Source organism: Amycolatopsis ponsaeliensis, assembly GCF_030182635.1.
Classification (GTDB): Bacteria; Actinomycetota; Actinomycetes; order Mycobacteriales; family Pseudonocardiaceae; genus Amycolatopsis; species Amycolatopsis ponsaeliensis.
The window spans coordinates 25967-52477 of sequence record NZ_JAPZLD010000033.1 but is presented as its reverse complement, the minus strand read 5'-3'; the positions used below and the strand labels follow the sequence as shown (position 1 = coordinate 52477).

The 26511-nt window shown below is 72.3% G+C and carries 25 protein-coding genes; 11 read left to right on the top strand and 14 right to left on the bottom strand.

All coding sequences use genetic code 11. The annotated features are described in order from the left end of the window. Positions 1-71: 71 nt before the first annotated feature. A complete protein-coding gene (locus tag QQ657_RS37555) occupies positions 72-779 on the top strand; it encodes a DUF6008 family protein (RefSeq protein ID WP_284747090.1) in 708 nt (235 codons plus the stop codon). On the opposite strand, the gene QQ657_RS37550 is transcribed toward QQ657_RS37555, so the two are convergent. The 3 genes from QQ657_RS37550 to QQ657_RS37540 all read right to left on the bottom strand — a co-directional run bounded on the left by QQ657_RS37550 (position 760) and on the right by QQ657_RS37540 (position 7048). Then, positions 760-4839, bottom strand: a complete 4080-nt coding sequence (locus tag QQ657_RS37550) for a beta-galactosidase (protein WP_284747089.1) — start codon at positions 4837-4839, stop codon at positions 760-762. The two genes, QQ657_RS37555 and QQ657_RS37550, sit on opposite strands and share 20 nt — an antisense overlap. A 197-nt stretch (positions 4840-5036) precedes the next feature. Next, complete coding sequence (locus QQ657_RS37545) at positions 5037-6044, bottom strand: LacI family DNA-binding transcriptional regulator (RefSeq protein ID WP_284747088.1); 1008 nt, start codon at positions 6042-6044, stop codon at positions 5037-5039. 119 nt (positions 6045-6163) lie between these two features. Further along, the gene (locus tag QQ657_RS37540) at positions 6164-7048 is read right to left on the bottom strand and encodes a serine hydrolase (protein WP_284747087.1); all 885 of its coding nucleotides are present in this window, start codon (positions 7046-7048) and stop codon (positions 6164-6166) included. 84 nt (positions 7049-7132) lie between these two features. On the opposite strand from QQ657_RS37540, the gene QQ657_RS37535 reads away from it, so the two are divergent. Beyond that, on the top strand, positions 7133-7288 hold the full coding sequence (locus QQ657_RS37535) for a hypothetical protein (protein ID WP_284747086.1): 156 nt from the start codon (positions 7133-7135) through the stop codon (positions 7286-7288). Further along, on the top strand, positions 7282-8010 hold the full coding sequence (locus QQ657_RS37530) for a sulfite exporter TauE/SafE family protein (RefSeq protein WP_284747085.1): 729 nt from the start codon (positions 7282-7284) through the stop codon (positions 8008-8010). The genes QQ657_RS37535 and QQ657_RS37530 overlap by 7 nt, the downstream gene beginning before the upstream one ends. Here the strand turns inward: QQ657_RS37530 and QQ657_RS37525 are convergent. Continuing rightward, positions 8007-8663: a helix-turn-helix transcriptional regulator gene (locus tag QQ657_RS37525; protein WP_284747084.1), complete on the bottom strand. Its 657-nt coding sequence runs from the start codon at positions 8661-8663 to the stop codon at positions 8007-8009. The genes QQ657_RS37530 and QQ657_RS37525 overlap by 4 nt on opposite strands. 85 nt (positions 8664-8748) lie before the next feature. On the opposite strand from QQ657_RS37525, the gene folE reads away from it, so the two are divergent. Continuing rightward, entirely contained in the window at positions 8749-9369 is a 621-nt protein-coding gene (gene folE / locus QQ657_RS37520) for a GTP cyclohydrolase I FolE (RefSeq protein WP_284747083.1), read from the top strand. A 60-nt stretch (positions 9370-9429) separates the two neighbouring features. On the opposite strand, the gene QQ657_RS37515 is transcribed toward folE, so the two are convergent. The 4 genes from QQ657_RS37515 to QQ657_RS37500 all read right to left on the bottom strand — a co-directional run bounded on the left by QQ657_RS37515 (position 9430) and on the right by QQ657_RS37500 (position 12707). Continuing rightward, positions 9430-9867, bottom strand: coding sequence for a hypothetical protein (locus tag QQ657_RS37515; RefSeq protein ID WP_284747082.1), 438 nt, complete (start codon positions 9865-9867; stop codon positions 9430-9432). 110 nt (positions 9868-9977) lie between these two features. After that, complete coding sequence (locus QQ657_RS37510) at positions 9978-10637, bottom strand: response regulator (protein WP_284747081.1); 660 nt, start codon at positions 10635-10637, stop codon at positions 9978-9980. After that, positions 10634-12175 carry a GAF domain-containing sensor histidine kinase gene (locus QQ657_RS37505; protein WP_284747080.1) on the bottom strand — a complete coding sequence of 514 codons (1542 nt, stop codon included), beginning with the start codon at positions 12173-12175 and terminating at the stop codon, positions 10634-10636. The genes QQ657_RS37510 and QQ657_RS37505 overlap by 4 nt, the downstream gene beginning before the upstream one ends. Before the next feature lie 127 nt (positions 12176-12302). Beyond that, on the bottom strand, positions 12303-12707 hold the full coding sequence (locus QQ657_RS37500) for a pyridoxamine 5'-phosphate oxidase family protein (protein WP_284747079.1): 405 nt from the start codon (positions 12705-12707) through the stop codon (positions 12303-12305). 257 nt (positions 12708-12964) lie between these two features. On the opposite strand from QQ657_RS37500, the gene QQ657_RS37495 reads away from it, so the two are divergent. Together QQ657_RS37495 and QQ657_RS37490 are read left to right on the top strand one after the other, a co-directional pair. Next, the gene (locus tag QQ657_RS37495) at positions 12965-13582 is read left to right on the top strand and encodes a sigma-70 family RNA polymerase sigma factor (protein WP_284747078.1); all 618 of its coding nucleotides are present in this window, start codon (positions 12965-12967) and stop codon (positions 13580-13582) included. Between the two features lie 71 nt (positions 13583-13653). Further along, positions 13654-14169, top strand: a complete 516-nt coding sequence (locus tag QQ657_RS37490) for a P-loop nucleotide/nucleoside kinase family protein (RefSeq protein ID WP_284747077.1) — start codon at positions 13654-13656, stop codon at positions 14167-14169. On the opposite strand, the gene QQ657_RS37485 is transcribed toward QQ657_RS37490, so the two are convergent. Beyond that, positions 14138-15532 carry an MFS transporter gene (locus tag QQ657_RS37485; protein WP_284747076.1) on the bottom strand — a complete coding sequence of 465 codons (1395 nt, stop codon included), beginning with the start codon at positions 15530-15532 and terminating at the stop codon, positions 14138-14140. The genes QQ657_RS37490 and QQ657_RS37485 overlap by 32 nt on opposite strands. Positions 15533-15677: 145 nt before the next feature. Next, positions 15678-16472, bottom strand: a complete 795-nt coding sequence (locus QQ657_RS37480) for an IclR family transcriptional regulator (RefSeq protein WP_284747075.1) — start codon at positions 16470-16472, stop codon at positions 15678-15680. 116 nt (positions 16473-16588) lie between these two features. Here QQ657_RS37480 and QQ657_RS37475 point away from each other — a divergent pair, with 116 nt between their 5' ends. Continuing rightward, the gene (locus QQ657_RS37475) at positions 16589-17797 is read left to right on the top strand and encodes a CaiB/BaiF CoA transferase family protein (RefSeq protein WP_284747074.1); all 1209 of its coding nucleotides are present in this window, start codon (positions 16589-16591) and stop codon (positions 17795-17797) included. A gap of 2 nt (positions 17798-17799) precedes the next feature. Continuing rightward, entirely contained in the window at positions 17800-18699 is a 900-nt protein-coding gene (locus tag QQ657_RS37470) for a hydroxymethylglutaryl-CoA lyase (RefSeq protein ID WP_284747073.1), read from the top strand. 49 nt (positions 18700-18748) lie between these two features. On the opposite strand, the gene speB is transcribed toward QQ657_RS37470, so the two are convergent. Further along, complete coding sequence (gene speB / locus QQ657_RS37465; RefSeq protein WP_284747072.1) at positions 18749-19795, bottom strand: agmatinase; 1047 nt, start codon at positions 19793-19795, stop codon at positions 18749-18751. A 558-nt stretch (positions 19796-20353) separates the two neighbouring features. Here speB and QQ657_RS37460 point away from each other — a divergent pair. Then, complete coding sequence (locus QQ657_RS37460; RefSeq protein ID WP_284747071.1) at positions 20354-21784, top strand: DUF1996 domain-containing protein; 1431 nt, start codon at positions 20354-20356, stop codon at positions 21782-21784. A gap of 67 nt (positions 21785-21851) precedes the next feature. Beyond that, positions 21852-22202 carry an MmcQ/YjbR family DNA-binding protein gene (locus QQ657_RS37455; protein ID WP_284747070.1) on the top strand — a complete coding sequence of 117 codons (351 nt, stop codon included), beginning with the start codon at positions 21852-21854 and terminating at the stop codon, positions 22200-22202. On the opposite strand, the gene QQ657_RS37450 is transcribed toward QQ657_RS37455, so the two are convergent. Further along, entirely contained in the window at positions 22178-23401 is a 1224-nt protein-coding gene (locus QQ657_RS37450; protein WP_284747069.1) for an MFS transporter, read from the bottom strand. The two genes, QQ657_RS37455 and QQ657_RS37450, sit on opposite strands and share 25 nt — an antisense overlap. Before the next feature lie 76 nt (positions 23402-23477). On the opposite strand from QQ657_RS37450, the gene QQ657_RS37445 reads away from it, so the two are divergent. Further along, complete coding sequence (locus QQ657_RS37445) at positions 23478-24023, top strand: ArsR/SmtB family transcription factor (protein WP_284747068.1); 546 nt, start codon at positions 23478-23480, stop codon at positions 24021-24023. A gap of 145 nt (positions 24024-24168) precedes the next feature. Here the strand turns inward: QQ657_RS37445 and QQ657_RS37440 are convergent, their stop codons facing one another. Further along, complete coding sequence (locus QQ657_RS37440) at positions 24169-24927, bottom strand: SH3 domain-containing protein (RefSeq protein ID WP_284747067.1); 759 nt, start codon at positions 24925-24927, stop codon at positions 24169-24171. 144 nt (positions 24928-25071) lie between these two features. After that, positions 25072-26511 (bottom strand): glycoside hydrolase family 3 protein, encoded by a 1440-nt coding sequence (locus tag QQ657_RS37435; protein WP_284747066.1) that lies wholly within the window; start codon positions 26509-26511, stop codon positions 25072-25074.

Here is a 26511-nt window from a genome sequence, read left to right as displayed (position 1 = left end):
GCCGCACAGCGGAAGACGTTCGGGGCCCGGTTCCGCCGTTAACCTGGGCGGAACGCGGACGGGAGGCGGCCATGACGATGCCGATGGGGACGATGTCCGGCTGGGACGTCGCGGGGGCGACGCTGCTGGTGCTCTGGGCGCTGGCCATGTGGGCGGCGGTCGGTGTCCTGGCGTACGCGAACCGGGTGCCGGTGCGGCCCTGGGTGTACCGCGGCTCGGTCGCGGTGATCGGCGTCGGCGTGCTCGGGCAGCTCGGCCACGTCCAGGAGCACATCGCGCAGGTCGGCTACTGGCTCGGGCACCCGAACTCCCCGGCGTGGATGACACCGTGGGGCACCGGGCTCGCGAACGGCCTGCAGATGCTCTTGCCGGACCGCAAGACGTTCGGGATGGAGCTGCTGCACCTCACCGGCAACTTCCTCTTCCTCGCCGGCCTCGCCGGGGTCATGGTGATCACGCGGCGAGCGCTCGGGACCCGCGCCCGCCGCTGGGCGAAGATGGGCGTCTGGATGCAGGGCCTGCACGGGCTCGAGCACCTGGTCCTCACGCTGTCGATCGGTTTCGGCGCACCCCGGGCGATCGGGCTGTCGACGTTCTTCGGTCTCGTCGACCCGGGCATCGGGCTGACGACCTACCGCGTGTGGTGGCACTTCGTCGCGAACGTCATCGGCTCGATCATCTTCGGCCTGGCGCTGTACCACCTGTGGCGCGAACGTCGCGAAGTCCGCGCCACCTTCTTCCTCCGGCCGGTCCCGGAGATCAGCCGGCAGGCGGCGTAGCGCAGGTGAGCGTCGGCAGCGCCCAGTCCGCGTGGTCGTTGCCGTTGCCGTCGCCACCGTCGCTCACCAGCAGGTCCAGGACCTGGGCGCCGGTGACGTCGACGTCGATCGGGACCGCCGCCTGGCCGCCGCGCACCACCGGCGTCGTCACCCGGGTCACGCCGTCCACCGAGACGCTGAAGCTCACGCTGCCACCGGTGCCCGTCTCGCCGTCGACGCCGGCCGAAGCGGTCAACCGCGTGCAGGCGCCGGCCAGGTAGAGCTGGACGTCGCTCGCCGCGTGCGCGCCCAGGCCCTTCGCGTACGCCACCCCGCCGATGGTCATCGGCTTGCCGTCGCCCGCGTCCGCTTCGCCGTTGCTCGTGTCGCGCTCGACCGGGCCCCAGCCGTTCGTCGCCGTCAGGAACGGCAGCGAGCTCACGGCCACCTCGCCCGCGGGTGGCGCCGGGGGCACCGCGCCGACGATCCGCTCGCCGGACACCGAACCCGGCCGCCCGGCCTGCCGGTAGGCCACCGCCACCTTCAGCGCGGCCGTGTCCACTGTGGAGGGAGCGGTGACGGGCCAGGTGACCGTCGCCGACCGGCCGCCGTCGATCCGCGCCACGGAAGGCGGGGACGCCGGTCCGACCGTCCACCCGGCCGGTGCGGTCAGCACCGGCTTCACGTCGAACGCCGGCGGCGCGCCCGCGGGCACCCGCACCGTCGCCGATGCGGTGAACCGCTGCCCGCCCGACACCGTGTCCGGCGCGGTCAGCGACACCGCGGCCGTCGGCGCCGCGGGCATCTCGTACCGCCCGGGGTCGAAGCCGGGCGAGGCGTTCTGCTTCACCGTCAACGGCGAGCGGTAGCTGCCGTAGTTCGTCCACGCGATCGTGCCCAGGCCGCCCGTGCTGCCGTCGAGGTTCCACACGGCGACGGCGATCGTGTTGTGGCCGTTGGGGTTCAGGACACCGTTCGGGATCGGGAAGCTGTGCTGCGGCCCGAGGTAGTTGACGTACTGGCCGAGCTGCCAGCCGTTGACGAAGAGCAGCGCCCGGTACTGCCGCCCGGGGTCGTCGGTGATCGTCAGCCCGAGCGAGGTGTCCTGGCCGCGTGGCAGATCCAGGTCCGCAGTCGTCCGGTACCAGGACACGCCCGGCGTGGTGTCCTTCGCCGGCAGGGACGTCGACGTCCAGCGAGCGTCGGGGAAGCCGGGCAGCGACCAGCCCGCACGCTCGCCGTACAGCCCGCCGGTGTTGAGCGGGCCGCGGACCGGGTCGAGCCCGGTTTCGCCGCCGCGGACGCCCTGCAGCCGCCAGGTCACCGACGTCAGCGGTGCCCCGGTCAGCCGGGCGGAGGTGAGCCCGCGCGCGGCCTTGTTGCCGTTGTTCGCGCCGTAGTCCTCTTCGTGGCCCATGTTCACGGTCAGCACGGAGATCTCGTTCTCCCCCGCGCGCAGCGTGCCCGCCGGGAAGGTGAACGTGTGCTGGGGATCCTTGGAGCTGCCGAGGAAGACGCCGTTGAGCCACGCCGAGAACGCGCCCGCCGGCCCGCCGCTCTGGCTCGACAGCGTGATCCCGGTCTGCTTCCCGTCGCCGGTGAACCGGCCGCGGTACCAGGTGTTGCCGGTGTGGAAGCCGTAGTCGTCGGCGAAGAGCACCGGCTTCGTGCCGAGTGCCGTGGAGCTGTTGGAGGTGTCCTTGTCGGCCACCGGCCAGGCCGAGTCGTCGAAGCCGGGCTGGCTCTCCGGGGACTCCTGCTGGTGCTTCCAGCCGGTCAACGCGGGCAGCGTCACGGCCTTCGCGGTCGGCGCGACGGCGGTCAGGCTGCCGCTCGACGTCGGCTGCGTCGCGACGCGGGAACCGTTCCATGACAACGACTTCTCGGCCGCGAAGACCTCGAACGCGCCGTCGGTGCCGGTGTCGCCGGTCAGGTTCAGGGTGCCGTGGTCGTCGGCCGCGGTACGCAGCAGGTGCGTGCCGCGGACCAGCACCGGGCCCGCCGCGGTGTCCTGGCGCCAGAAGGTCGCCGCCGTCGCCTTGTCGGCGAGCAGCAGGAGCAACGGGCGCTGCCCGGGCGCGGTGACGAGCACGCGCGCCAGGCCGTCGTGGGTGTAGTTCAGCCGCAGGTCGCCGCGGGCGGCGTCCCAAGTGGACGTCGCGGCGCCGCCGAGGACCTGCACGGACGACTGCTGCGCGAACCGCAGGACGGTCTCCCCGGGCCCGCCTTTGTCCCCGTACAGGACGGCGACGTCACGGCCGCCGATGGCCGCGCTCGTCATGATCTCCGACGTGGAGTACTGCATCCGCGTCCGCCCGAGGTCGTACCCGGCGACGACGATCTTCGACTGGCGGCCGTTGAGCGTGAGGCCGGTGCCGGGCTGCTGCGGGACGACCGGGTAGTAGTCGGCGGAGCCAGAGAGCAGGTCGACGGCGTCCACCACCACGAACGGGCCGGTCGCGTTCGCGTTCTTCTGCCCGGTGACGACGATCTTCAGGGTGTGCGCCCCGGCGGGCAGGCCCCGCACTTCGTAGCCGGTGACCTGGTTCTGCTTGCTCGTCGCGTAGAGGTCGACGGTGCTGACCTTCGCGTCGTCGAGGTAGACGTCGGCGACGCCGTGACTCGGGTCCTTCGACGTCACCCAGCGGATCCCGGTGCCGGTGAAGGGGATGCTCACGCTGTCGCCGGTGACCTCCGAGAACGACTCGGTGTGCTGGTAGTCGCCCCCGGTGTAGTTCACTTCCGGCCCGACGTGGCTCCAGGTGCCGGTGTAGCCGACCTCGGCCGCGCGGTCGTCGTAGGTGTAGCCGGCGTGCGCGGCGAGGTCGAGCGCGAGACTCGTGGTGTTCGTGGCGGTGGACGTCGAATCGGTGTGGCGCAGGGTGTGGAACTGGGTGCGGGTGTCCGGGTTGATCCGGGCGGTGTCGGTGAGGGCCGGGTCGGTGAGCGGCGCGCTCGCCAGCCCGTCGGTCTTGGTCAGCGGGGCGACGGACTGGGTGAAGTAGCCGATCAGCTTGTCTTCGTTGTACTTCGGGTCGAACTGGCGGCCCTCGGTGATCGCGGCGCCGTAGTCGTAGGACGTGTAGTTCTGCGGGATCGCGCTCCAGCCCCACGACGTGCCGCCGTGCAGCATGTAGAAGCTCTGGCCGGTCGCGCCGACGGCGATGTTCTGCTTGTAGAAGACGTTCGCGAACTGGTCGTTGATCAGCTGCGCGCACTTCTCGTAGCCCGGGCCGCCCCACGGGTCGAAGGCGCCGCCCTGGAACTCGGCGGTGATCAGCGGCTTGCCGGGGACGTGGTCGTAGCTGATGTCCGGGACGCCGTTCCAGCGCGTCGGGTTGGAGCAGTCGAAGCCCTGCGGGTAGGAGTCGGCGGCGTCGACGTCGAGGGCGGCATCACCGGCGTTGAAGGTGCCGTTGTTGTTGCCCACCAGGGGAACCGTGATGCCGTCGGCGCGGGCCTTGTCCTCGAGGTGCTGCATGTACGCGCGGCCGTCGGCGTTGCCGTTGTAGTACTCGTTCTCGACCTGGTAGGCCAGCACGCTGCCGGTGCCGTTGGTGAGCTGGTGGCGCGCGATGATCCGGTCGATCTGCGTCTGCCACTCGTCGGAGTACTTCAGGTAGACCGGGTCGGCGCTGCGCGTGTGGCCGGGGGTCGTGGACAGCCACGTCGGGAAGCCACCGCCGTCGACCTCGGCGTTGATGTAGGGCCCGGGCCGCGCGATGACGTAGAGGCCGGCCTGCTGGGCCATGTCGAGGAGCTTGTCGAGGTCGCGGACGCCGGTGAAGTCGTAGACGCCCTGGCGCGGCGAGTGGTAGCCCCAGTCGAAGTACAGCGACGTCGAGTTGAAGCCGGCCGCCTTCATCTTCTGGAAGATGTCGAGCCAGAGGTCGGGGCTCGGGAGGCGGTAGGAGTGGAACTCCCCCGACCACAGGTAGGTGCGGTTGCCGTCGACGAGGAAGGAGTAGCCGTCGTAGGTGACGGTGTGGGTCGCTTTCGGCGGCGCCGCGGCGGCCTGCGGAACGACCACGCCGACCAGAGCGAGCAGGGCGACGAGCAGGGCCCGGAACGAAGCACGCATGCGGGGACCTCCTGGAACGACACTGAACCGCACACGATCCTTTGGCAACCGCACAGAAGCGGTCAAGATACAACACCGAGATGGATCAGTGCCGAGGTAGTGTTAGCGCTAACAGTAGACGTTTGCCATGAAGGGCACCCTCATGGTCATAAAAGCCATGAAGGTGCCCCTCATGGCAACGGATCGGAATTGCCGGCTCAGCGGGGGCCGGTGCTCTCCCGCACGATCAGCTCGGCCGGCACGAGGTGCCGCGCACCGACGTCCCCGCCGGCCATCCGGTCCTCCAGGAGCCCGAACGTCTTCCGGCCGACCTCGATGAAGTCCTGGCGGACCGTCGTCAGCGGCGGGTTGAAGTAGGCCGCCTCGGGGACGTCGTCGAAACCGGCGACGTGGACGTCCTCCGGCACGCGAATCCCCGCCTCGGTGAACGCGCGCAGCACGCCCAGCGCCATCTGGTCGTTGGCCGAGAACACCGCCTTCAGCCCACGCTTGCCGACCAGCGTCCGGCCCGCCTCGTAGCCCGACCGCGGGCTCCAGTCGCCGCGCACGACCGCCGGCACCCGCAGGCCTCGCCGTTCGAGGGTCTCGCGCCAGCCGCGTTCGCGGTCACGGGCCTCCAGCCAGTCCTCCGGACCGGCGACGTGCCAGACCGTCCGGTGGCCGAGGGCGAGGAGGTGCTCGGTGGCGCGGCGGGCGCCGTCGTACTGGTCGACCGAGATCACCGGCACCGGCGCCGACTCCCCACCGCCGACCGCCACCACCGGGATGTCGCCCGGCACCGCGGCCAGCGCCCGCCCGGCCGTGACGTGCGGCGCGATGACGACGATCCCCTCGACCGCCTGGCGCCGCAGGCTCTCCACCGCGTCGCCGATCGACGTCCGGCCCGGCCGGGTCACGCTGCAGATCGCGACGCCGTACCCGGCTTCGCGCGCCGCGTTCTCGATGCCGTAGAGGGTGCTCGCCGGTCCGTAGAGGTTGGACTCCAGCGCGACCACGCCGAGCGTGCCCGACCGGCCGGTCACCAGCGTCCGGGCGGCGGTGTTGGGCCGGTACCCGAGCTTGTGCACGGCGGCGAGGACCCGTTCGCGGGTTTCCGGGCGCACCGGCCCGCTCTCGTTGACCACGCGCGAAACGGTCATGTGCGACACCCCGGCCATGCCGGCGACGTCGGCCAGGCTGGGCTGCCGCGGCCCCGGGGCCGACATCCTGGCCTGCTCCCCCGCCTTTGCCCGGTCCACCACCCTGGCCCCCTCCACCTCGCGCCGTGTCACCACCCACGAGACCGTACCGCCGAACGCGCCGTCACCGGCGGACGCCGGGCGCGTCAGGACCAGCCGAGCGGCACCGAAAGCGCTTTCACGACCGCCGTGACGTTCTGTGACGCCTTCGCCCAGGACGTGGCGGCGGGCTGGGCGCTCAGCACGACGACGATGTAGCGGCGGCCCGCCACGAGCCCGCTCGTGTGCAGGTTGCGGCCCGGGTCGCAGCAGGACCAGCCCTGCTTCACCGCCCAGTCGGCGACGGTGACCGCGCCCGGGATGCCGAAGTACTGGTCGAAGCCGTCGGCGGCGTGTCCGGTGGCGCCGTCGAGGGCGCGCAGGACGAGCTGCCGGGTGCCGGCGGGGGCTTCGTCCATCAGGTACCGGTAGGTGCGGACGAGATCGGCGGCGCTGACGAGGGTGCTGCCCCAGTGCCCGGCGTCGGCGGGCGGGGTCGTCGACTTCAGGCCGATCCGCGCCGCCCACGACGTGACGATCTCCGGCCCGCCCAGCCGCATCCAGAGCCGGCTCGCGACGTCGTCGTCGCTGCGCGACAGCATCTCGGCCACCTCGCCGGCGGGCTCGCCCCGCCGCAGGGCCTCGAAGGCGATGTAGAGCTTGACCAGCGACGCGGACGTGTAGGTGGCGTCCGGGCGGTACGAGACGACGTCGCGGTCGTTCTTGCGGTCGTGGACGAGCACGCTGACCTTCCCGGGCACGAGCTTCGCCAGCGAGGCGCCGTCGGGAATCGGCGGCGCCTTCGCCGAGGTCTCCGGCGGCGCCGAGGTCGCCGTCGTGGCCACGCTCGTCGTGTAGGACGGCGCGGTCATGAGCGCCGGCCCGGCCGCCGCGTGGGGTGCCGGCGGCCGCACCGCCGCGGCCACGACGAGCATCGCCGCCACCGCACCGGCGCACGCCCCGGCCAGCAGCATCGCGTTTCCCCTGTGCATACCGGGCTCTTGTCCGCACCCCTCGATATTGTTCGGCCGGAAGGGCCTGAATGTGGCCTGCGTCTCATCCAGGCGGGCAGTGGCGTGACCGGAATCGTGGATCGGCTCGACGAGGTCCCGGCCGAGCAGCGCCCCGGCACCGGCTACGGTCGTGTCATGGAGACCGGGACGTCCGCCGGGCCGCGGTTCGCCGCGGCTGCCGTCCTCCGCCGGCTTCGCGAGCACTCCGGCTCGTGCTAGCCGTCCTGCTGCTGGCGGTGCCGGTCGGCGTCTTCATCGGGGCGATCGGCATCGGCGGCGTCCTCCTGCCACCCGCACTCACCTGGCTCGCCGGGCTCGACGTCCACGCGGCGGCCGGCACCAGCAGCTGGTGCTTCCTGTTCACCGGCGTCGTCGGCACCATCGCCTACGCGCGCCACCAGGCGATGCCGTGGCGCTTCGGCGGCTGGCTCACCCTCGGCGCGGCACCGGCCGCGGCGGCCGGCGCCCTGGTGAACGGCGTCGTCCCGGCGACCGTCCTCTGGCTGTTCCTGGCCGTCGTGACCGCCGGCTCCGGCGCCTTCAACCTCTGGGCACGGCCCCGCGAAGCGCGTGAACTCCCCGCGCCCGCCGCCGTCGCGGTCGGGGCGGCCGTCGGGTTCGGCTCGGCGCTGACCGGCACTGGCGGGCCGGTGCTGCTCGTCCCGGTGCTGCTGGCGCTCGGCGTGCCCGCGTTGACGACGATCGCGGCCGGCCAGCTGATCCAGCTCCCGCTCGTCGGCTTCGCGACGCTCGGCTACGCGGCGCAGGGCTCCGTCCACTTCGGACTCGGCAGCGTCCTGGGCGTGCTGGCCGGCGCCGGCACCCTGCTCGGCACGCGCCTGGCCCGGAAACTGCGCGGGCGCAGCCTCCACCGCGTCGCCTCGGGCGCCCTCGTCGGCTTCGGCGCCTTCCTCTTCGTCCTCGCGTTCCTCCCGCGCTAAGCCGGCGCGAGGCGCACGCAGCAGAAGCCGGGCTGCGGGTCCAGGCGGGCGCGCAGGCGGCCCTCGCCCGCGCCGGCGAGCATGCCTTCGACCAGCCCCAGGTTCATCTCGCAGACCAGCCGCGGGTGCTTCCGGGCCAGGCGGTGGAACGGGCAGTTGCCGAGCAGCACCCCGTCGCCCTCGACGCGCGGCTCGAACCCGTGCTCCTCGAGGACGGCGACGACGTCCGGGGCACCGGCGGCCAGTCCGGCCCCGTGATCGCGAGCGCGCCGCACGAGGACCTCGCGCGCCGAGCCGCCGGTCTCGCCGGCCTCCTCGATCGCGGCCGCGAGGAGCTCGCCGGCCAGCTCGTAGTGCCGCTCGGGCACCGAGACGCTCACCTGCCGGTCGGATCGGCGGTAGACCTTGGCCGGGCGGCCCGCGCCCGGCCCGGTGCGGCCGCTGCGGCGCTCGTACTCGACCGCCAGCAGCCGCTCCTCCACCAGGCGATCCAGGTGGAAGGCGACGGTCGCCCGGGGCACGCCGAGGGCCGACGCGACGTCGTCTCGGCTCACCGGCGCCGGGCGCCGGACGACGTACTCGTACAGCCGCCGGCGCGTCGGCTCGTCGAGCGTCGCGACCGCCGCCAGTGCGCCGGCCTGGGACTTGTGCATCTGAGCACTCTAAAACAAACAACCGTTGACGAAAACCCCGGCGGGCTTCTACCGTCGGCTCGTCCTGGTTCAGAAGGAGGCCTCAGTGACCGTCGATCCCGTCCGTGAACCGGTGCCGCTGCGGCACCTGGGCGTCGTCCCCGACCGCGACGCCATGGACCTGCGCGCGGCGGAACGCGCGGTCGCCGACCTGCTGCGCGCGCTGGGGAAGGACCCGGCGTCCGAGCACCTCGGCGACACGCCGCGGCGGGTGGCCAACGCCTACGCGGAGATGCTGCGCCCGCGCGACTTCAAGCTGACGACGTTCCCGAACGACGAGGGCTACGACGAGCTCGTGCTGGCGAAGAGCATCCCGGTGCAGTCGCTGTGCGAGCACCACCTGCTGCCCTTCCGCGGCGTCGCGCACGTGGGCTACCTGCCCGGCGAGCGGATCCTCGGCCTGTCGAAGCTCGCCCGCGTCGTCGAGATGTTCGCGCGCGACCTGCAGGTGCAGGAACGGCTGACCAAGCAGGTCGCGGACTGGCTGCAGGAACACCTCTCGCCCAAGGGCGTCGGTGTCGTGATCGAGGCCGAGCACCTGTGCATGTCGCTGCGCGGCGTGCGGGCGGCCGGCGCGCTCACCGTGACGTCGGCCCTGCACGGCCTGCTGCGGGAGGAACCCAAGTCGCGGCAGGAGTTCTTCGCGCTGACCGGAGTCAGCGCCTGAAAGGACCGTGAGCGGGGAACGATGTCCTGTTCCCCGCCCACGGCCGCTCCACAAAGGCCGTCAGTTGTCCCGGCGGTGCCGTCCGCCGCGCGACGCCCCGGCGATCGCGCGCACCCGCAGCGCCAAGTCGCTCCGGCGGGCGCGCTGTGCGTACTCCAGCAACGCTTCCACCTGCTCCTGCGGCAGCCACCCTTGATCCGCCCCGGCCTCCAGCCGCAGCAAGTGCGTCACCAGCTCCCGCGAATCCTCGTCGTGCTCACCGGCCAGCTCCGCGAACCGGCAGGCCGCGTCCGCTTCGCCGTCGCACCACGCCGTCATCGCCAGGAGCGTCGCCGTCGCCGTCAGGATGTCGCCGCGGTGGACGCCTCCCTCCGCCGCCAAGTGCTCCGCCAGCTGGAAGCTGTGCGTGCCGACACCGCCGGCACCTTCCCGGCGCACGGCTCTGGCCAGCGCCTTGATCTGCTGCGTGACATAGTCCCCGCTCGACAACCCCGACATGCCGTCCCCTCTGCCGCGCACGGCAACCCGTGCGTCACCCCGACAGGTGTATCGCATCGGGGGCCAGATACGTCGGATGCCCCACGGGTTTCCGCCGAGTGGGCGTGTGATCAGGTCGAACGGCCGCCCTCGGCGCGTCGCTGCGACACGTACACCGCCGCCGAGGTGCGCCGCTCGACCCCGAGCTTGTGCAGCACCGACGACACGTAGTTCTTCACCGTCTTCTCCGCCAGGAACAGCCGCTCCGCGATCTGCCGGTTGGTCAGGCCTTCGGCGACCAGGTCCAGCACCCGCCGCTCCTGCGGGCTGAGCTGCTCGTACCGCGGGTCCGGGGCCGCCACGTCCTCGCCGCGCAGCTTGTTCATCACCGACGCGGTGAGGGTGGCGTCCAGCAGCGAGCCGCCGACGGCGACCGTGCGGACGGCGTCGACCAGCGACCGGCCGGAGACCTGCTTGAGCATGTACCCGGCCGCGCCCGCCATGATCGCGCCGAAGAGCGCGTCGTCGTCCGAATAGGACGTCAGCATCAGGCAGGCCGGGGCAGGCTCGACGGTCGAGCGGATCTCACGGCACACCTCGACGCCCTGGCCGTCGGGCAGCCGGACGTCGAGGATCGCCACGTCCGGGCGGGCCTGCGGGATCCGGACCAGCGCCTCGGCCGCCGTCCCCGCCTCGCCGACCACCTCGATGTCCTCTTCGGACTCGAAGACGGTCTTCAGGCCGGTGCGGACCAGCTCGTGGTCGTCCAGCAGGAACACCGAGATCGTCATCGTCCACTCCCCTGCTCGCCGGCCCGGGCCGGCAGCTCCACGGTCCATTCCAGCCGGGAGCCGCCGCCCTCGGCGGCCACCAGCCCGCAGTTCCCGCTCCACCGTGCCGCACGGGCGGCCAGGTTGGCGAGCCCGCTGCGCCGGTCGGATTCCGACGGCGGGCCGGTCCCGTCGTCGCGCACCACCAGGCTCAGCCACCGGCCGCCCCGGTCCACGGTGACCTCGACCGAGGACGACGTCGCCCCGGCGTGGCGCGCCACGTTCGTCAGCGCCTCGCGCAGCGACGCGATCAGGTCGGACCGGACGGCGTCCGGCACCGCCGCGTCGAGCGGCCCGTCGAAGCCGACACGCGGCTCGAAGCCCAGCGTGTCCCGCGCGTCGACGGCCACCCGCAGCAGCTCGGCACGCAGGCTTCCCTGCGCCTGCGCGGGCGCCTGCAGCGAAAAGATGCTGTTGCGGATCTCGCGGATCGTGCCGTCGAGGTCCTGGGCGAACCCGGCGACGCGCGCGCCGACGGCCGGATCGGCGATCAGCCTGCTGACGCCCTCGATCCCCAGCCCGGTCGCGAACAGCCGCTGGATGACGAGGTCGTGCAGGTCTCGGGCGATCCGGTCGCGGTCGGAGAACACCGCCAGCTGCTGGCGCACCTCCTGCGCCCGGGAGAACTCGACGGCCAGCGCCGCGTGCCCGGCGAACGTCTCGGCCAGCTGGACGTCGGAGTCGGTGAACGGCGACTTGTCGCGGAACTTCGCGACGAGCAGGACGCCGAGGGTCTCGTCGCCGACGATCAGCGGCACCGAGATCGCCGAGTCGAGGTCCTTGATCATCGCGGGCATCGGCCCGGCGCGGTCGCGCTGCTCGTTCTGGACGTGCTCGCCGTAGTCACGCACGACCACCGGGCGCCGGGTGGTGAAGGCGATGCCGGTGGCGGTCCCCTCGGTCGGGACGGTCAGCCCGGTGAGCCGCTCGGAATCCTCCCCCGGCGGCTCGACGACGTCGAACACCAGCCGGTCGGGCCCGTCAGGCAGCGCGATCGCGCCCCCGGTGCCACCCGCGACCACGCGGGCGCGCTCGGCGATCAGCCGGAGCGTGGAACGCAGGTCCTGCACACCGAGCAGGGCTCGCGTGACGTCGTAGGAAGCCTCCAGCCAGCGTTCGCGGCGGCGCATCCCGTCGACGAGCACGGCTTTTTCGACGGCCATCCCGGTCGCCGCGGCCAGCGCGCCCAGCACCTCGCGCTCGCGGCGGCCGAACCCTCCGCCGGGGGGCTCGATGGTGAGGAGACCGAACACGCGCTCGCCGGCTCCGACCGGCAGCTCGACCGCGGGCCCGCCGGACGGCCGGCCGTACTCGGCGGCCACCTCGCCGTCGGGGCCCGTCACGTCGAGCCGGCCGTGGCGCGCGCCGACCAGCTCGCACGCGGTCGTCACGGCGCGGTCCAGCAACGCCGGCATCTCCAGCTCCCGCGCGATCCCGGCCACCGCGGCCAGGATCGCCGGCACGCCGATTTCGTCCGCCACTTCCCGCCGACCCCACATCAGCCCGATCCCGGGGGTCTCCCCGGGCCGTCAAGGGTCCCACAGGCGACTGCCCGTGTCGGCCCAATCCGGTTCGTCCATCCGGTGGGTCGATCGGCGGAGTGCCTCCGTTACTGATGTCGCAGTATTACTCGGCGTGGCAGGCCATGCGGTGACCGGTGATGGCTTCCACCGGGATCCGGAGGAACCGGCGGCCGGCCAGGGCCGGGCACGGGCACAGGCAGGCGATCCCGGCGTCGTCGGCCGGGGATTCGGTGGCGCGGCCCAGCAGGCTGACGTACCAGCCGGCACCGAGGTCGGCGGCGAAGTCGTCGGCTTCGAACGCGACGACGGCGTCACGCGCGCCCGCGTAGAGAGGACTGCTGGTCGGGACGGCGAACACGACGGCCTCGTCGACGACGGTGAAGCGCACCGGCCGGACGGCAGGCATCGCCCGGTGGGTGAAGATCACCCGGCCCAGGCTCGCCGTCCGGAGCAGCGCCAGGCACTGCTGCCGGTCGAGCAGCAGCCCGAAGCCCACGTCGTCCACCATCGCGTCCCTGCGTTTCTCCCTGTGAAAAATCCCCGGCCGTCAGCGTGATCGGTGGGCCGAGGCGGCCGGTAGGGCCGTTCGGCCCGGCCCCGCCGGGGCGCCCGGGCAGGCACGCCGCGGTCTCGCGCCAGGCACGCCGAGCGGTCTCGCGCCAGGGCCGGAAGACCCGGGCCGCGGCGGCCGCCCGGCCGGTGTGGCGGCCACGCGGCGTGACCTAGCGTCGTGACGGTCCGTCGCCGAGGGAAAGGTGAGACTCGATGCCGCCGCAGTCCGCCACGGGCGAACCCGCTCCCACGGCGACCTTCAGCCTCGATCCGGAGCTCGTCCGGTCCGCGATCGCCGGCAACCGCGCCGGGATCGCGGGTGTGCTGCGCGCGCTGCGGCCGATGGTGTTCCGCTACTGCCTCGGCCGGCTCGGCACGTGGCAGGACGGCTCGTCGGACGCCGAGGACTGCGCGCAGGACGTGCTCCTGGCGGTGGTCGGCGCGCTGCCGGGGTACCGCTACGAGGCCGACGGTTTCCTGCCGTTCGTGTTCGGCATCGCGGCGCACAAGGTGTCCGACGTCCACCGCAAGCGGGCGCGCGACCGCACGAGCCCGGTGGCCGACCTCCCCGCCGAGCGCTGGACCGGCGGCGACCCGACGGGCGAAGAGGTCGAGCGCGCAGCGGGTTTGGACTGGTCTGCGGGACTGCTCGACACACTCCCGGCCCGCCAGCGCGAGATCCTGGTGCTGCGCATCATCTTGGGGCTGTCGGCCGAGGAGACCGCGGCGGCGGTGGGGTTGCGCAGCGCGGGCGCGGTCCGCGTGGCTCAGCACCGGGCGTTGACGACCCTGCGGCGCGGCCTGCTCGCCCAGAAGCGGGCCGCCTCCTGAGCAGCGGGAGCGCCGTATCGAAGGACTTGGCCTCCTCCGATGCGGTGCTCCCGCCGTGCGATCATGCGCCGGTGTCGCCCCTTTTGATCGTCGTCGGCGGGCTGCCCGCCACCGGGAAGACCACCATTGCGGCGGAACTGGCGCGCCGCACCGGTTTCTCCTTCCTGCGGATCGACACCATCGAACAGGCCGTCGTCCGCTCCACACCCCTCGCGCAGCCGCTCGGGCCGGTCGGGTACGTCGTCGCGCGGGAGGTGGCCGCCGATCTCCTGCGCACCGGGGTCAGCGTGATCGCCGAGTGCGTCAACCCCCTCGCCGTCACCCGCGATGCCTGGCGGGACACCGGTCTCGGCCACGGCGCGCGCGTGCTCGAAGCGGAGATCGTGTGCTCCGATCCGGCCGAACACCGGCGCCGCGCGGAAACCCGGGACACCGGCATCCCCGGGCACGTCCTGCCCACCTGGGCGGCCATCGTCGGCCGCGAGTACGAGCCGTGGACGCGCGACCGCCTCGTCGTCGACACCGCCCGGCTGCCGGTCGACGAGGCCGTCGCGGTCATCGAAGCGGCTGCGCGACCTCGTCGTTGACGCTCTCCAGCCGGCGGCCGGTCGTGCGCGGGCCGAGCACCGCGATGTCCACCGCGACCACCACCAATGCCGCGGCCACGACCAGGAACAGCGTCGTCGGGCCACTCGAGTTCAGCAGCGGCACCAGCACGAACGGCATCGCGCCGCTCGCCAGCCGCGAAAGCGAGTAGGTGCCGCTCGACGCCGTCGAGCGCAGCGCCGTCGGGAAGATCTCCGCCTGGTAGATGTGGTAGGCGTTCGAGAACACGTTGCTGGTCGCGGTGTACAGGAAGCCGAACACGAGGATCAGCGCCATCGAACCCGAGTAGCCGAACGCGATGCCGAACACCGCCATCGCCAGCACCGAGCCGACCACGAGGTACTTCCGCTCGACGCGTTCCACGAGCGGCAGCGACAGCGCCGAGCCGACCGGGTAGCCGAGGTAGGTCAGCGCGGCGAACAGCAGCGACTGCGAAACCGCGTACCCCTTGGCGGCCAGCACCAGCGGCACCAGCGTGCCGAAGCCGTAGTAGCCGAGCGTCTGCAGGATCTGGAAGACGACCATCATCCAGGTGCGCCGGCGCAACGCGGGCCCGAACAGCTCACGCACCGGCGCGGCCGCGCGCTTGCGGGTGGTGCCGCGGGGCGGCGCGGGGTTCTCGTTGACGCCGCCGCGTGCCTCGGCTTCGAGCCCGGCCACCAGGTGCTCGGCCTCCTCGGTGCGGCCGACCGACTCCAGCCACCGCGGCGACTCGGGCAGGCCGCGCCGCAGCAGGAACACCGCGCCCGCGCCGAGCGCGCCGAGCACGAACAGCCAGCGCCAGCCGGCGATGCCGAGGATCTCGTGCTCGGTCAGGCCGCGGGCGAGGAAGCCGACGACCGGGAAGCCGCAGAACGCGAGCGTGTACGCCCAGGCGATGAACCGGCCGCGCTTGCGCGCCGGGAGCAGGTCGGTGAGGTAGGTGTCGGCCAGCGGCGGCTCCGCGCCCAGGCCGATGCCCGCGAAGAACCGCGTCACCAGCAGCATCAACGCGCTGCCGCTGAACGCGCCGAGCAGCGAGAAGAGCGAGTAGAGCCCCAGGTTCAGCAGGAACGCGCCCCGGCGGCCGAACCGGTCGGCGAGCCGGCCGAGCAGCAAGGCGCCGAAGAACATGCCGACGAACGTCGACGCCAGCAGCGGCGGCAGCTCCGCCTTCGTCAGGGAGAACTCCTCGACGAGCACCGAGCTGAGCACGCCGGTCAGGAAGACCTCGTAGAAGTCGAAGAACAGGCCGAGCCCGACGGCGACGGTGGCCCGGCGGTGCGTGCGGGTGATGGGCAGCCGGTCGAGCCGGCCCGCGATCGTGCCGGTGTCCGGCACGGCGGCGTCGGGGATGTTCGCCATCCGTCGTCTCCTTTGACTTCTCCACCATGTGGTTGGCCGACCCATAATGTGACGGGCAGCGGACGGAGTCAAGGACACGCGGGACACGACCAGCATCGGTTAACGGGCAACCACGCGCAGCCCGGGAGGAATCGGGCGCCCGGAGTCAGAGAGCGGCGACCCGCTCGACACCCGGCCGGTACCCGAGCCGCTCCGAAGCGCGCCGCCCGGCCTCCACCACGGTCGGCGCCAGCCGCGGCACGTCGGCCGCGGTCATGCGCTGGGTCGGCGCGCCGATCCCGATCGCCGCGCTGACCTCGCCGTTCAGCCCGAACACCGGGGCACTCAGCGACGCCGCGCCGAGGTCCCGCTCCTCGAAGCTCACCGCGTACCCCGCCTCGCGGATCTGCCCGAGCTGCTCGGTGAGCAGGTCGATGTCGACGGTCGTGCGCGGGGTGAAGCGCGCCAGGCCGTGGCCGATCGCGTCCTTGACCGCCAGCTTGTCCCAGGCCAGGAACACCTTGCCGGCCGAGCCGGCGTGCAGCGGCATCACCATGCCGACCACGAACAGCCGCACCACCGGGTGGCGGGACTCCGCCAGCGAAATCACCGTCCGGTACGCGCCGTCGCGGACGTACAGGCAGGCCGTCTCGCCCGTTTCGTCGCGCAGCTGCTGCAGCACCGGCCGGGTCAGCCGGACCAGGTCGAGGCCGAACGTGCCGGGTGCCGCCCAGCGGACCAGGCCGAGCCCGACGCGGTAGGTGTCGTCGTAGCGGTCGAGGAAGCCCTCGCGCACCAGGTTGTGCACCAGCCGCTGGCACGTGCTCGCCGGCAGCCCGGTCGAGCGGGTGATCTGCTGCAGCGTCAGCTCGGGGTCGTCGATGGTGAACGACTCGAGGATCTGCTTGAACTTGCGCAGCACCAGCACCGGCGTCGTGCCGCTGCGTTCTTCCTCTGCCATCGCCCCGCCCCGTGCCCGTGGTGTGCCGCACAGTCTATCCACGCTCGACGCTGTTGACTCCACGACACTCGCCCGTATTCTGGGTTTACAACTCACATCGTGGTTTGGAGTCGGGCATGAGTCAGCAAACCGGACCCCTGGCGGGCATCCGGGTGGTCGAACTGGGGAACTTCATCGCCGCGCCGACCGCCGGCCGGCTCCTGGCGGACTTCGGCGCCGACGTCGTCAAGGTCGAACGCCCGGGCACCGGGGACGAGCTCCGGCGCTGGCGGTTGTACGACGGCGACACGTCGCTGCTGTTCCGCACCCTCGGCCGCAACAAGCGCTCGATGACCGTCGACCTGCGCCACCCCGAAGGACAAGAGCTCGTCCGCGCGCTCGCCGCGCGCAGCGACGTCCTCCTGGAGAACTTCCGCCCCGGCACCCTCGAACGCTGGGGACTCGGCCCCGGCGACCTGCGCGCGCTCAACCCGCGGCTGGTCGTCGTCCGCGTCTCCGGGTACGGCCAGACCGGCCCCTACCGCGACCGCCCCGGCTTCGGCGGCGTCGCCGAAGCGATCGGCGGCCTGCGCGCGCTCACCGGCTACCCGGACCGGCCACCCACCCGCGTCGGGGTCAGCCTCGCCGATTCCGTCGCGGGGCTCTACGCGGTGATCGGCGCGCTGATGGGCCTGCTCCGGCGCGACCGCGAGCCGGGTGCCGCCCCGGGTGAAGTCGTCGACGTCGCGCTGTACGAAGCCGTCTATTCGCTGATGGAGTCGCTGCTCCCGGACTTCGAGGCGTTCGGCGTCGTGCGCGGCCCGGCCGGCTCCGCGCTGCCCGGGGTGGCGCCGTCCAACACCTACCGCTGCGCCGACGGCAAGTACATCGTGGTCAGCGGCAACGGCGACGCGATCTTCCGCCGGCTCATGCACGCCATCGGCCGCGACGACCTCGCCGTCGACCCCCGGCTCGCGGACAACGCGGGCCGGGTCGAGCACGCCGGACTGCTCGACGACGCGATCGGCGCGTGGACCGCGACGCTCACCCAGGAAGCCGCCGAAGCCGGGCTGCGCGACGCGTCCGTCCCGTGTGGACCGATCCTGACCGCCGCGGACATCGCGAAGGACCCGCACTTCGAGGCCCGCGGCATGCACGAACGGCACCGAGTGCGCGGCCACGACGGCGAAGTCACGTTCCCCGGCATCGTGCCGACTCTGACCGAGCGGCCCGGCCGGACCCGCTCGCTCGGGCCGGAGCTGGGCGAACACACCGAAGCCGTGCTCGCCGAGCTCGGCGTCACCGGCGAGGCGGTCACCCGCCTCCGTGAGAACGGAGTGATCTGACCATGACCGAAGTCCTCCTCACCGAGGTCGTCCTGCGTGACGGCCTGCAGGACGAGGCCGTCACCGTGCCGACGCACGAAAAGGTCCGGCTCGCCCGCGGTCTCATCGATGCCGGCGTGCGGTCCCTGGAGGTCGGGTCGTTCGTCTCCGCGCGCCGGGTGCCGCAGATGGCCGACACGGGCGAGGTGCTGACGGCTCTGCTGGACGCGCCGGCGGCGCTGCACTCCCTCGTCTTCACCGAACGCGGGGCGCGGCAGGCGATCGACGCGGGTGCCCGGACGGTGCGGCTGGTCGTGTCGGCGAGCGACGGGCACAGCGTCGCCAACGCGGGCGTGCCGACGGCCGCGGCGCTCGATCGGCTGGCCGGGTGCGCCGCGCTGCTGGCTTCGGCCGGGGTGGCCGTGGAGGCGTCGGTCGCGACGGCGTTCGTGTGCCCGTTCGACGGCGACACCGACCCGGACCGGACGGCCGACGTCGCCGCGCGGCTGGGCGCGATGGGCGCGCGCGTCGTCCACCTCGCCGACACGATCGGCGCCGCACGGCCGAGCCAGCTGCGGACGATCGTGTCGGCGGTCCGCGACGAGCTGCCGGACGTCCCGCTCGGCCTGCACCTGCACAACACGTACGGGCTGGCGCTGGCGAACGCGTGGGAAGGGTTCGGACTGGGCATCCGCCGGTTCGACGCGGCACTGGGCGGTCTCGGCGGCTGCCCGTTCGCCCCGGGCGCGTCGGGCAACGTCGCGACGGACGACCTGGTCGACTTCTTCCACCGCGAAGGCATCGCGACGGGCATCGACGTCGCCAAGCTGGCCGCGTTGCGCGACCAGATCGGCCTCGCGGTCGGCCACCGGCTGGGCTCGGCACTGGCGGCGATCCCCGCGGTCCCGGCCACCCTCCGCTGACCCGGACGTCTTGAATGAGTCATTCAGGACCTCCGGTGACCTGAATGACTCATTCAAGACCTTTGCCGGGCGGGCGGTGGTCCGGGCGGTCGGCGAGCAACGGGAGCGTGGGGTCCCACGTCGTGCCGTCCTCGGCGTCGCGGCGGCGGCGGGCGATGCCCGACAGCGCCTCCAGGACCACGCGGTTCGCCAGGAACGACGTGATCTCCGCCTGGTCGTACGGCGGGGACACCTCGACGACGTCGATCCCGACCACCGGCAGCTCGTACGCGATCCGCCGGACCGAATCCAGCAGCTGACGAGCCGTCAGCCCACCCGGTTCCGGCGTGCCCGTGCCCGGCGCGTGGCCCGGGTCGCAGACGTCGATGTCCACCGACAGGAACACGCCGTCGCACTCGTCCAGCGCGATCCCGAACGCTTCGGTGAGACATTCGTCGAGACCGCGCGCGACGACTTCGGTCATCTCGTACGACCGCATGCGCTGCGCCGCCATCCAGTCCAGCGTCGCCGGTTCCGGCCAGTAGCCGCGCAGGCCGATCTGGAGGAACCGGTCGCCGCGGACCGCGCCGGACTCGATCAGGCGGCGCATCGGCTGGCCGTGGCCGACCAGCGAGCCGAACGCGATGTCGCCGGTGTCGGCGTGCGCGTCGAAGTGGATCATCGACACCCGCCCGTGCCCCACGTGCTGGGCGACGCCGGCGGCGTCCGGCCAAGCGATCGTGTGGTCGCCGCCGAGGATGAGCGGGATCGCGCCGTTCGCGGTGACCGCGTGCACCGCCTCCTGCAGCGAACGCACCGAGCGCTCGGCGTCGCCCGAGTACATCTCGACGTCGCCGGCGTCGTAGACGGCCAGGTCCTTGAGCCCGTCGACGCGCAGCGCCAGCGACGGGCGCGAGCCGTCGTGCGGGAGGTAGCAGCTCTGGCGGATGTACTGCGGGCCGAACCGGGTCCCCGGGCGGTGGGAGGTCCCGCCGTCGAACGGAGCGCCGAGAATGACGACGTCGGCGTCGCGATAAGTGGCGGCGTCCGCCCAATCGCACCGCTCGACGCCCAGGAATGTGATGTCCGGGCCGAACTGGGTTCCGTACCGTGCCATGGGCACGGATTCTGCCGCGCCGCGCGACATTCGGCCAGCGGGCATTCGGCGGGTCTCACCCAGGTATACGGATGCGGGTTCAGGTCGGTTCAAAGTTTTTCGCCACACCCTCCGGAGCTGGACAACGCCCCGGTCAGCGGCCCAGGATGACCGCACACCCGAGTACGCCGGAGAGGGACACGCGCGGCACCCCAGCGTGATCCAGATGCGGGCCGTCGTGCCCGCTTTTTTCGCGTCCGCCATTCTTGGTCGATTCCCGGCGCCTTTTCTCGGCCACCCGCGACTACGCAAACGGGACCCCGGACTGACGGTTCGTAATTAAGTGAAATCTCTTCTTGCCCGGTGTCAAGCCCCGGTGTAGCTTCCATCACGGAACGATAACCAGCCGGTTGACGGCGCGGCCACGGGCAGGTGGCGGCGCATCCACCGATGTCGGGTCGGTGGACCAGCCGGGAATCGTTCCGTCCCGCCGACGTAGTTCCCTGGTAAGTACGAGCCTGGGCTCGTGCCGCCAGTGTCGCGCATTCCCGCCAGCCCGACACCCCGGAGGATCCATCCATGTCCCGCACCCAAGGGCGCCATCGCATCTCCCGCAGAACGAAGATCGCGACCGGCGGCATCGCCCTCGCGCTCGCGGTCGGCGGCATCGTCGTCGCGACGACCACCGGCAACACCGGTGAAGCGAGCGCCGACGAGGCCAACCCCGCCTTCTTCGTCGACATCCTCAAGGTCCAGCCGAACCAGTTCGACCCGCGCCCGGTCTACGGCGCCTCGACCGGCACCTTCACCGTCGACTGCGGCCGCAACGAGAACGGCCACTTCAACCCCGACAACTTCATCGCCCAGCCCGGCGTCAAGAACGGCGCCCAGCACCTGCACGACTACGTCGGCAACCTTTCGTCGAACGCCGACTCGAACAACAAGAGCCTCGCCAAGGCCGGCACCACCTGCCGCAACGGTGACAAGTCCGCCTACTTCTGGCCGGTCGTGCGCATCGACACCGGCGAGGAAGAGAAGAACGAGCCCGCCAAGGCACCGGACGGCGACCGCGCGCAGGCCGACCAGGAGGCCAAGACCGTCCAGGTCGCGTGCCCGGACGTCGCCAGCAAGCTCGCCGACGTCCCGGACCAGGCCATGGCCGAGGTCGACAGCAACCTCGACCAGCTCGACACGCAGACCGACGAGGCCAACCAGCGCGTCGCGCAGACGCAGGGCCAGGGCGGCGCGAACTTCGTGCAGAACGCGATCCTCGGCCCGCTGAAGGACCGGCGCGCCGCGATCCTCGAGCGGATCGCCACCATCATCGCCCGGTTCGCGCCGAAGCCGCAGGACCTCGGCGGCCTCGCGCCGTGCGCGCCGAAGCCGGGCAAGGACACCGGGACGCCCACCCCGCCGCCGAGCAGCACCGCGGGTGGCGCACTGCCCGGGCAGGACGAGAACAACGAGCTGCCGGGCAACGACGGCAAGATCCTGCGCCCGCAGAAGGTGCAGATCACCTTCCGCGGCAGCCCGGTCGGCAAGGTCGTGGCGATGCCCAAGTTCCTGCGCGTGCTCTACGGCGACGCGAAGCAGTCGACCAACGGGCCGGCCAACGCCCGCGCGAGCTGGACGTGCAGCGGGTTCGAGAACCGCGTCACGGACAAGTACCCGATCTGCCCGCAGAACAGCAAGGTCAAGCGGATCCACACGTTCCCGAGCTGCTGGGACGGGAAGAACACCGACAGCGCCAACCACCGCACGCACATCGTGTTCCCGGACCAGTTCGGCCGGTGCGCCAAGGGGTTCAAGGCCGTCCCGCAGCTGCAGATCTCGCTGACCTACGACATCCCGCACGACATCCAGGTCAAGAAGCAGTACAAAGTGGACGCTTTCCCGCAGGAGAAGCACAACCCGTTGTCCGACCACGACGACTTCGCCAACGTGATGTCGCAGCGGATCATGAACGGGCTGGTCAACTGCGTGAACCGCGGTAAGACCTGCCGGGCCTGAGTCCCCACGCGAAAGCCGGCGGCGCAGTGTGCACTGCGCCGCCGGCTTTTGCGGCAGGATGGACGCCATGGTCACCGGTGACGAGGTCCGCGCGTTCGCACTGACGCTCCCCCGCGCCTACCAGGCGTTCGTGCGTGACCGGGCCAAGTTCCGCGTCGGGCAGATCGTGTTCGCCGCGCTGTCGCGGGACGAGACCGAGCTGGGCTTCGGTTTTCCCCGTGATCAACGGGAAGCCCTGGTCGCGGGCGAACCGGAGAAGTTCCTCATGCCCGAGCCCTCGGACATGCGCTACCAGTGGGTGCGCTGCCGCCTCTCTGCGATCGACGCGGACGAGATGCGCGAACTCGTCCTGGACGCGTGGCGGATGTGCGTGCCGAAGAAGGTCTGGGCGGCCTACGCGGAGACGCACCCGCTCTGATCGCGCTCGGCCGCCACGAGCGCGTCTTCGGTGACGACGAGCAGGCCCGCGAGCACCGCGAAGGCCAGGACCGCCATGACCACGAACACCGCGTGCAGCCCCAGGCCCTGCGCGATCGCTCCGCCCGCGAGGGCACCCAGGGACTTCGTCCCCCACGCGACGAGCCGGTAGCTGCTGTTGAGCCGGCCCAGGAGCCGGTCGGGGGTGAGCCGCTGGCGCAACGACACCATCACGACGTTCGACACCATGACGCCCGCGCCGCCGACGAAGAACCCCGCACCGACGGCGTACGGGTTCGCGGTCACCGCGAGCGTGCCGACCGAGAGCCCGCCGGTGAGCCAGGAGATCCACAGGGTGCGGACGCGGCCGAGCCGGCGCTCCACGACTTCGGCGACCAGCGACCCGGTCAGCCCGCCCGCGGCGCTCGTGGCCATCAGCAGCCCGAACGCCGGTGCGGACAGGCCCATCGCCGAGCCCGGGCCCACCGCGTAGAGGACGATGACGGCGAAGGTCGCTCCGGTCGCGAAGTTGAACGTGCCGACCATGACCGAGAACGTCCGCAACACCTTGTGGCGCACCAGGAACCGCAGCCCTTCGGCGATGTCCGCGCGCAGGGTGGTGTGTTTTTCGCGCGGGATCCGGTACTCCCCGCGCACGAGCAGCAGGGCCACGACCGCGACGGCCCACAGCGCCACCGGCGTGACGAGCGCGGCGACGACGCCGGCCGCGGCCAGCACCCCGGCGAGCGGCGGGCCGGCGAACTCGTTGGCCGTCTGCTCGGCGGCGAACATGCGGCCGTTGGCGCGGGCCAGGTGCTCCCGCCCGACGACCTGCGGGACGATCGACTGCGCGGCGGTGTCGTAGATCGTCTCGGCGCACCCGACGCCCACGGCGGCGACGTACAGCGCCCAGATCGATCCCCCGCCGAACACGGTCAGCAGCGTGACGCCGGCGAGCAGCCCGCCGCGCACGAGGTTGGCGGCGAGCATCGCGCGGCGGCGGTCGAGCCGGTCGACCAGCGCGCCGGCGATCAGCGCGAACAGCAGCCACGGCAGGCTGAAGGCGAAGGCGAGGCCGGCGATCAGCGCGGGCTCACGGGTGTAGCCGACCGCGACCAGCGGTAACGCGACCTTGAGGACGCCGTCGGCGAGGCTGGACAGGCCGGCGGCGGACCACAGCCGCCAGAACACGGGGTTCACGGAATGGAGGATCGCACATCGATGGGCTTTTCTCCATCGATGTGACCGGATTCCATCGATGGACTACGCTCCGCTCATGACGGAACCCCGCCGCCGGCGCCCGGCGACGCCGGAGGAGGCCAAGGCCCTCGGCCACCCGCTGCGCCTGCGCATCATGCGGATGTGCCTGGTCGAGGAGCTGACGAACAAGCAGCTGGCCGACCGTCTCGACCGCGACCCCGGCACGGTCCTGCACCACGTGCGCCAGCTGGTGTCGGCGGGCCTGCTGGAACCGGCCCCGGTCCGCACGGGGGCCAGCGGCGCGCTGGAGAAGCCGTACAAGTCCAACAACGAGACGTGGTGGCTCGACGGCCCCCTGGCCGACGCCGACGCCGAGACGCGGTTCGCGCCGATCGAGATCTTCCAGGAGGAGATCCGGGCGGCGGGGCCGGAGTCGGTGGCGGTGCACGAGAAGTTCCTGCTGCACCTGTCCCCCGACGAGGTCGGAGAGCTGGACCGCCGGATCCTCGCCGTACTCGACGAATACGTGGCGACCGACCACGAACGGCTCGACCGCCCGGCACTCGGCGGGATCTTCGTGCTGCACCACGTGACGCGCGAGGCCCCGGACGAAAAGCCGTGAGCACGCGCGGAAGGCCCCCTGCCCGGGGGAGGTGGGCAGGGGGCCGGTTCGCTCGCCCCGGCCGGGGATGGTGGCCGGGGACCTTCACTGTCCGGGGCGGGTCCCGCCGCCCCCAGGACGGCGGGAACCGCGGTCGCTCAGGACGTCAGTGGTTCACCTTGAACCACGGCTGCGACCAGCCGAGGTAGGTCTGGCCCCACTTGCTCTTGATCTGCGCGATCGTCGTCTCGGTGTAGCTGCCGTAGGCGTTGATGTCGTTCGACAGGAACTTGCCGTCGCCGATCGAGATCATCGTGTGCCCGGCGCCGCTGCTCTTGAAGAAGGCGAGCCCGCCGGCCGGGACCTGGTAGTCACCGGGGTGCTTGAACGAGGCCGGGATCTGGGTCCAGTGGATGTAGGCCGTCTCGGAGCCCGAGGCGGTCCAGCCGTAGTTCTGCGCGTTGATCCGGTCGCACCAGCCCTCGTAGGAGTCGAGGTCGTTGGTGTGGATGCGGGTCTTGGCGTAGGCGACCGCCTGCGCACAGGTCTTCGGGTCGCCGGTGCCCGCGGTGGTGCAGGTCAGCGTCGAGCCCGCGCAGTCCGGGGCGACCCGGCCGTCCGAGCCGGTGTAGACGTAGGAGTCGCTGACGTAGCCGTCGCCCACCTTGTCCCAGATGTCCGAGGTGCCGTACTTGCCGTCGACGGTCGATCCGTTGGTCTGGCAGGAGATGGTGACGGCGGTGCCGTCGGCGATGGTGCCGACCGGGCTCCCGCTGGTGCTCGGGGTGGCCCGCACGGTCAGCGCGATGCCCGAGTCGGTGTGCACCGTGCCCGAGGCCGCCAGGGCCGGGGTGGCGCCGGCGAGCACGATCGCCGCGGCGATGCCGGCCACGCCGGCCACCCGCTTCCCGATCCGAATTCTCATTTGTCCGTCCCTCCAGGATTCGTTGTGGGGACAGCATGGCGACCGCCGGTACAAGGCCCGTACAAAAGCGCGAACGCCCTCTGAAGATGCGGCAAACAGGACGAAGCCCCGCCGGAATCACCGGCGGGGCTTCGCAAAACGGGCTCAGGCCAGGTACTCGGCCACCGCACGCAGGCTGACGTAGGAGCCGCTGAACGTGTCGATCCGCGGGCCGTCGCCATCCGCGGGGCCCGGCACGCCGGTCTCCACCCGGATGAAGTCCACAGTGGACAACGCGGCCAGCAGCTCGCGCACCCGCGGGTGCCGGTGCGCCTCCCGGGTCACCACGACGACGCTGCGGAAGTCCCGGGCCGCTTCGAGGACCGCGTCGGCGTCGTCCGGGGTCGCGGTGAGCGTCCGCGTGCCCGGCACCAGCTCGGCCAGGTGCGCGCCCAGGCCCCACGGCATCGGCCCGGCCGCGATGGTCGGCTCGGTCTGGACGTCGACGACCAGTGGCGGGCCGTCGAGCCGCACGTCACCCCGGATACGCAGCGCCTTGCGGGCCGCCTCCAGGCCGAGCCGCCGGTCGACCGGGCCCACCTGCGCCGGTGCCGGGTCGGTGCCCAGCGCCGCCGTCCGCGAAGCCGCCTCCTCGAGCCGCTCCAGGGGCAGTTCCCCTGCCGCGACCGCGGCCACGATCGCCGCAACGCACGCGTCCAGGTGCTCGGCCTCGAACGCCGCGCCGCCGAGGCAGAGCGCGTCCGCGCCCGCGGCCAGCGCCCGCACGGCCGAGCGGCCGAGGCCATCGTGCTTGCCGTATGCGCCGGACACCGCCCCCATCTCCAGTGCGTCGGTGATCACCGCGCCGGTGAAGCCGAGCTCGCCGCGCAGGACGTCGGTGAGCGCCGTCCGGTTGAGCGTCGCCGGCTCGTCGCCCCAGGCCCGCACGACCAGGTGGCCCGACATCACCGAGCGCACCCCGGCCCGGATCGCCGCGGCGAACGGGACCAGCTCGATCTCCCGCAGCTCTTCGACCGTGCGCGGCAGCACCGGCAGCGCGACGTGCGAGTCCTCGGTCGCCGCGCCGTGGCCCGGGAAGTGCTTCGCGCAGGCCGCGACGCCGTACTTCTGCAGGCCGGTCACGTAGGCCGCGACGTGCGGGGACGCCTTCGCCGGGTCGGACCCGAACGCCCGGACGCCGATGATCGGGTCCTCGGCCGCCAGGGTCAGGTCCGCACACGGCGCGAGGTTGAGCGTGACGCCGCAGGCCGCGAGCCGTTCGCCGAGCGCGGCGGCGACCGCGGTGGTCAGCTCCGGGTCGTCGGCCGCGCCGAGGGCCAGCGGCCCCGGCACGAACGACCCGGTGTTGACGTCGAGGCGGGTGACGTCGCCGCCCTCTTCGTCGATGCCGACGACCACGCCGTCCCGTTCACCCCGCAGCTGCGCGGTGAGCGCGGCGACCTGCTCGTCGTCGACGACGTTGCGGCCGAACAGCACCACCCCGCCCAGCCCGCCGGCGACGCGCCGGCGCAGCCAGTCCGGCGCGGTGGTCCCGGCGAACCCGGGCAGGAGAACGGCCTCGGCGAGCTTCTCCGGTGTGGTCAA

Coding starts and splice junctions, on each gene's coding strand:
- QQ657_RS37550 (WP_284747089.1), bottom strand. CDS start 4,839: ATGCGTGCTTCGTTCCGGGCCCTGCTCGTCGCCCTGCTCGCTCTGGTC.
- QQ657_RS37545 (WP_284747088.1), bottom strand. CDS start 6,044: ATGTCGGCCCCGGGGCCGCGGCAGCCCAGCCTGGCCGACGTCGCCGGC.
- QQ657_RS37460 (WP_284747071.1), top strand. CDS start 20,354: ATGTCCCGCACCCAAGGGCGCCATCGCATCTCCCGCAGAACGAAGATC.
- QQ657_RS37515 (WP_284747082.1), bottom strand. CDS start 9,867: ATGTCGGGGTTGTCGAGCGGGGACTATGTCACGCAGCAGATCAAGGCG.
- QQ657_RS37445 (WP_284747068.1), top strand. CDS start 23,478: ATGACGGAACCCCGCCGCCGGCGCCCGGCGACGCCGGAGGAGGCCAAG.
- QQ657_RS37470 (WP_284747073.1), top strand. CDS start 17,800: ATGACCGAAGTCCTCCTCACCGAGGTCGTCCTGCGTGACGGCCTGCAG.
- QQ657_RS37510 (WP_284747081.1), bottom strand. CDS start 10,637: ATGACGATCTCGGTGTTCCTGCTGGACGACCACGAGCTGGTCCGCACC.
- QQ657_RS37505 (WP_284747080.1), bottom strand. CDS start 12,175: ATGTGGGGTCGGCGGGAAGTGGCGGACGAAATCGGCGTGCCGGCGATC.
- QQ657_RS37480 (WP_284747075.1), bottom strand. CDS start 16,472: ATGGCAGAGGAAGAACGCAGCGGCACGACGCCGGTGCTGGTGCTGCGC.
- QQ657_RS37455 (WP_284747070.1), top strand. CDS start 21,852: ATGGTCACCGGTGACGAGGTCCGCGCGTTCGCACTGACGCTCCCCCGC.
- QQ657_RS37555 (WP_284747090.1), top strand. CDS start 72: ATGACGATGCCGATGGGGACGATGTCCGGCTGGGACGTCGCGGGGGCG.
- speB (WP_284747072.1), bottom strand. CDS start 19,795: ATGGCACGGTACGGAACCCAGTTCGGCCCGGACATCACATTCCTGGGC.
- QQ657_RS37525 (WP_284747084.1), bottom strand. CDS start 8,663: ATGCACAAGTCCCAGGCCGGCGCACTGGCGGCGGTCGCGACGCTCGAC.
- QQ657_RS37440 (WP_284747067.1), bottom strand. CDS start 24,927: ATGAGAATTCGGATCGGGAAGCGGGTGGCCGGCGTGGCCGGCATCGCC.
- QQ657_RS37475 (WP_284747074.1), top strand. CDS start 16,589: ATGAGTCAGCAAACCGGACCCCTGGCGGGCATCCGGGTGGTCGAACTG.
- QQ657_RS37500 (WP_284747079.1), bottom strand. CDS start 12,707: ATGGTGGACGACGTGGGCTTCGGGCTGCTGCTCGACCGGCAGCAGTGC.
- QQ657_RS37485 (WP_284747076.1), bottom strand. CDS start 15,532: ATGGCGAACATCCCCGACGCCGCCGTGCCGGACACCGGCACGATCGCG.
- QQ657_RS37540 (WP_284747087.1), bottom strand. CDS start 7,048: ATGCACAGGGGAAACGCGATGCTGCTGGCCGGGGCGTGCGCCGGTGCG.
- QQ657_RS37495 (WP_284747078.1), top strand. CDS start 12,965: ATGCCGCCGCAGTCCGCCACGGGCGAACCCGCTCCCACGGCGACCTTC.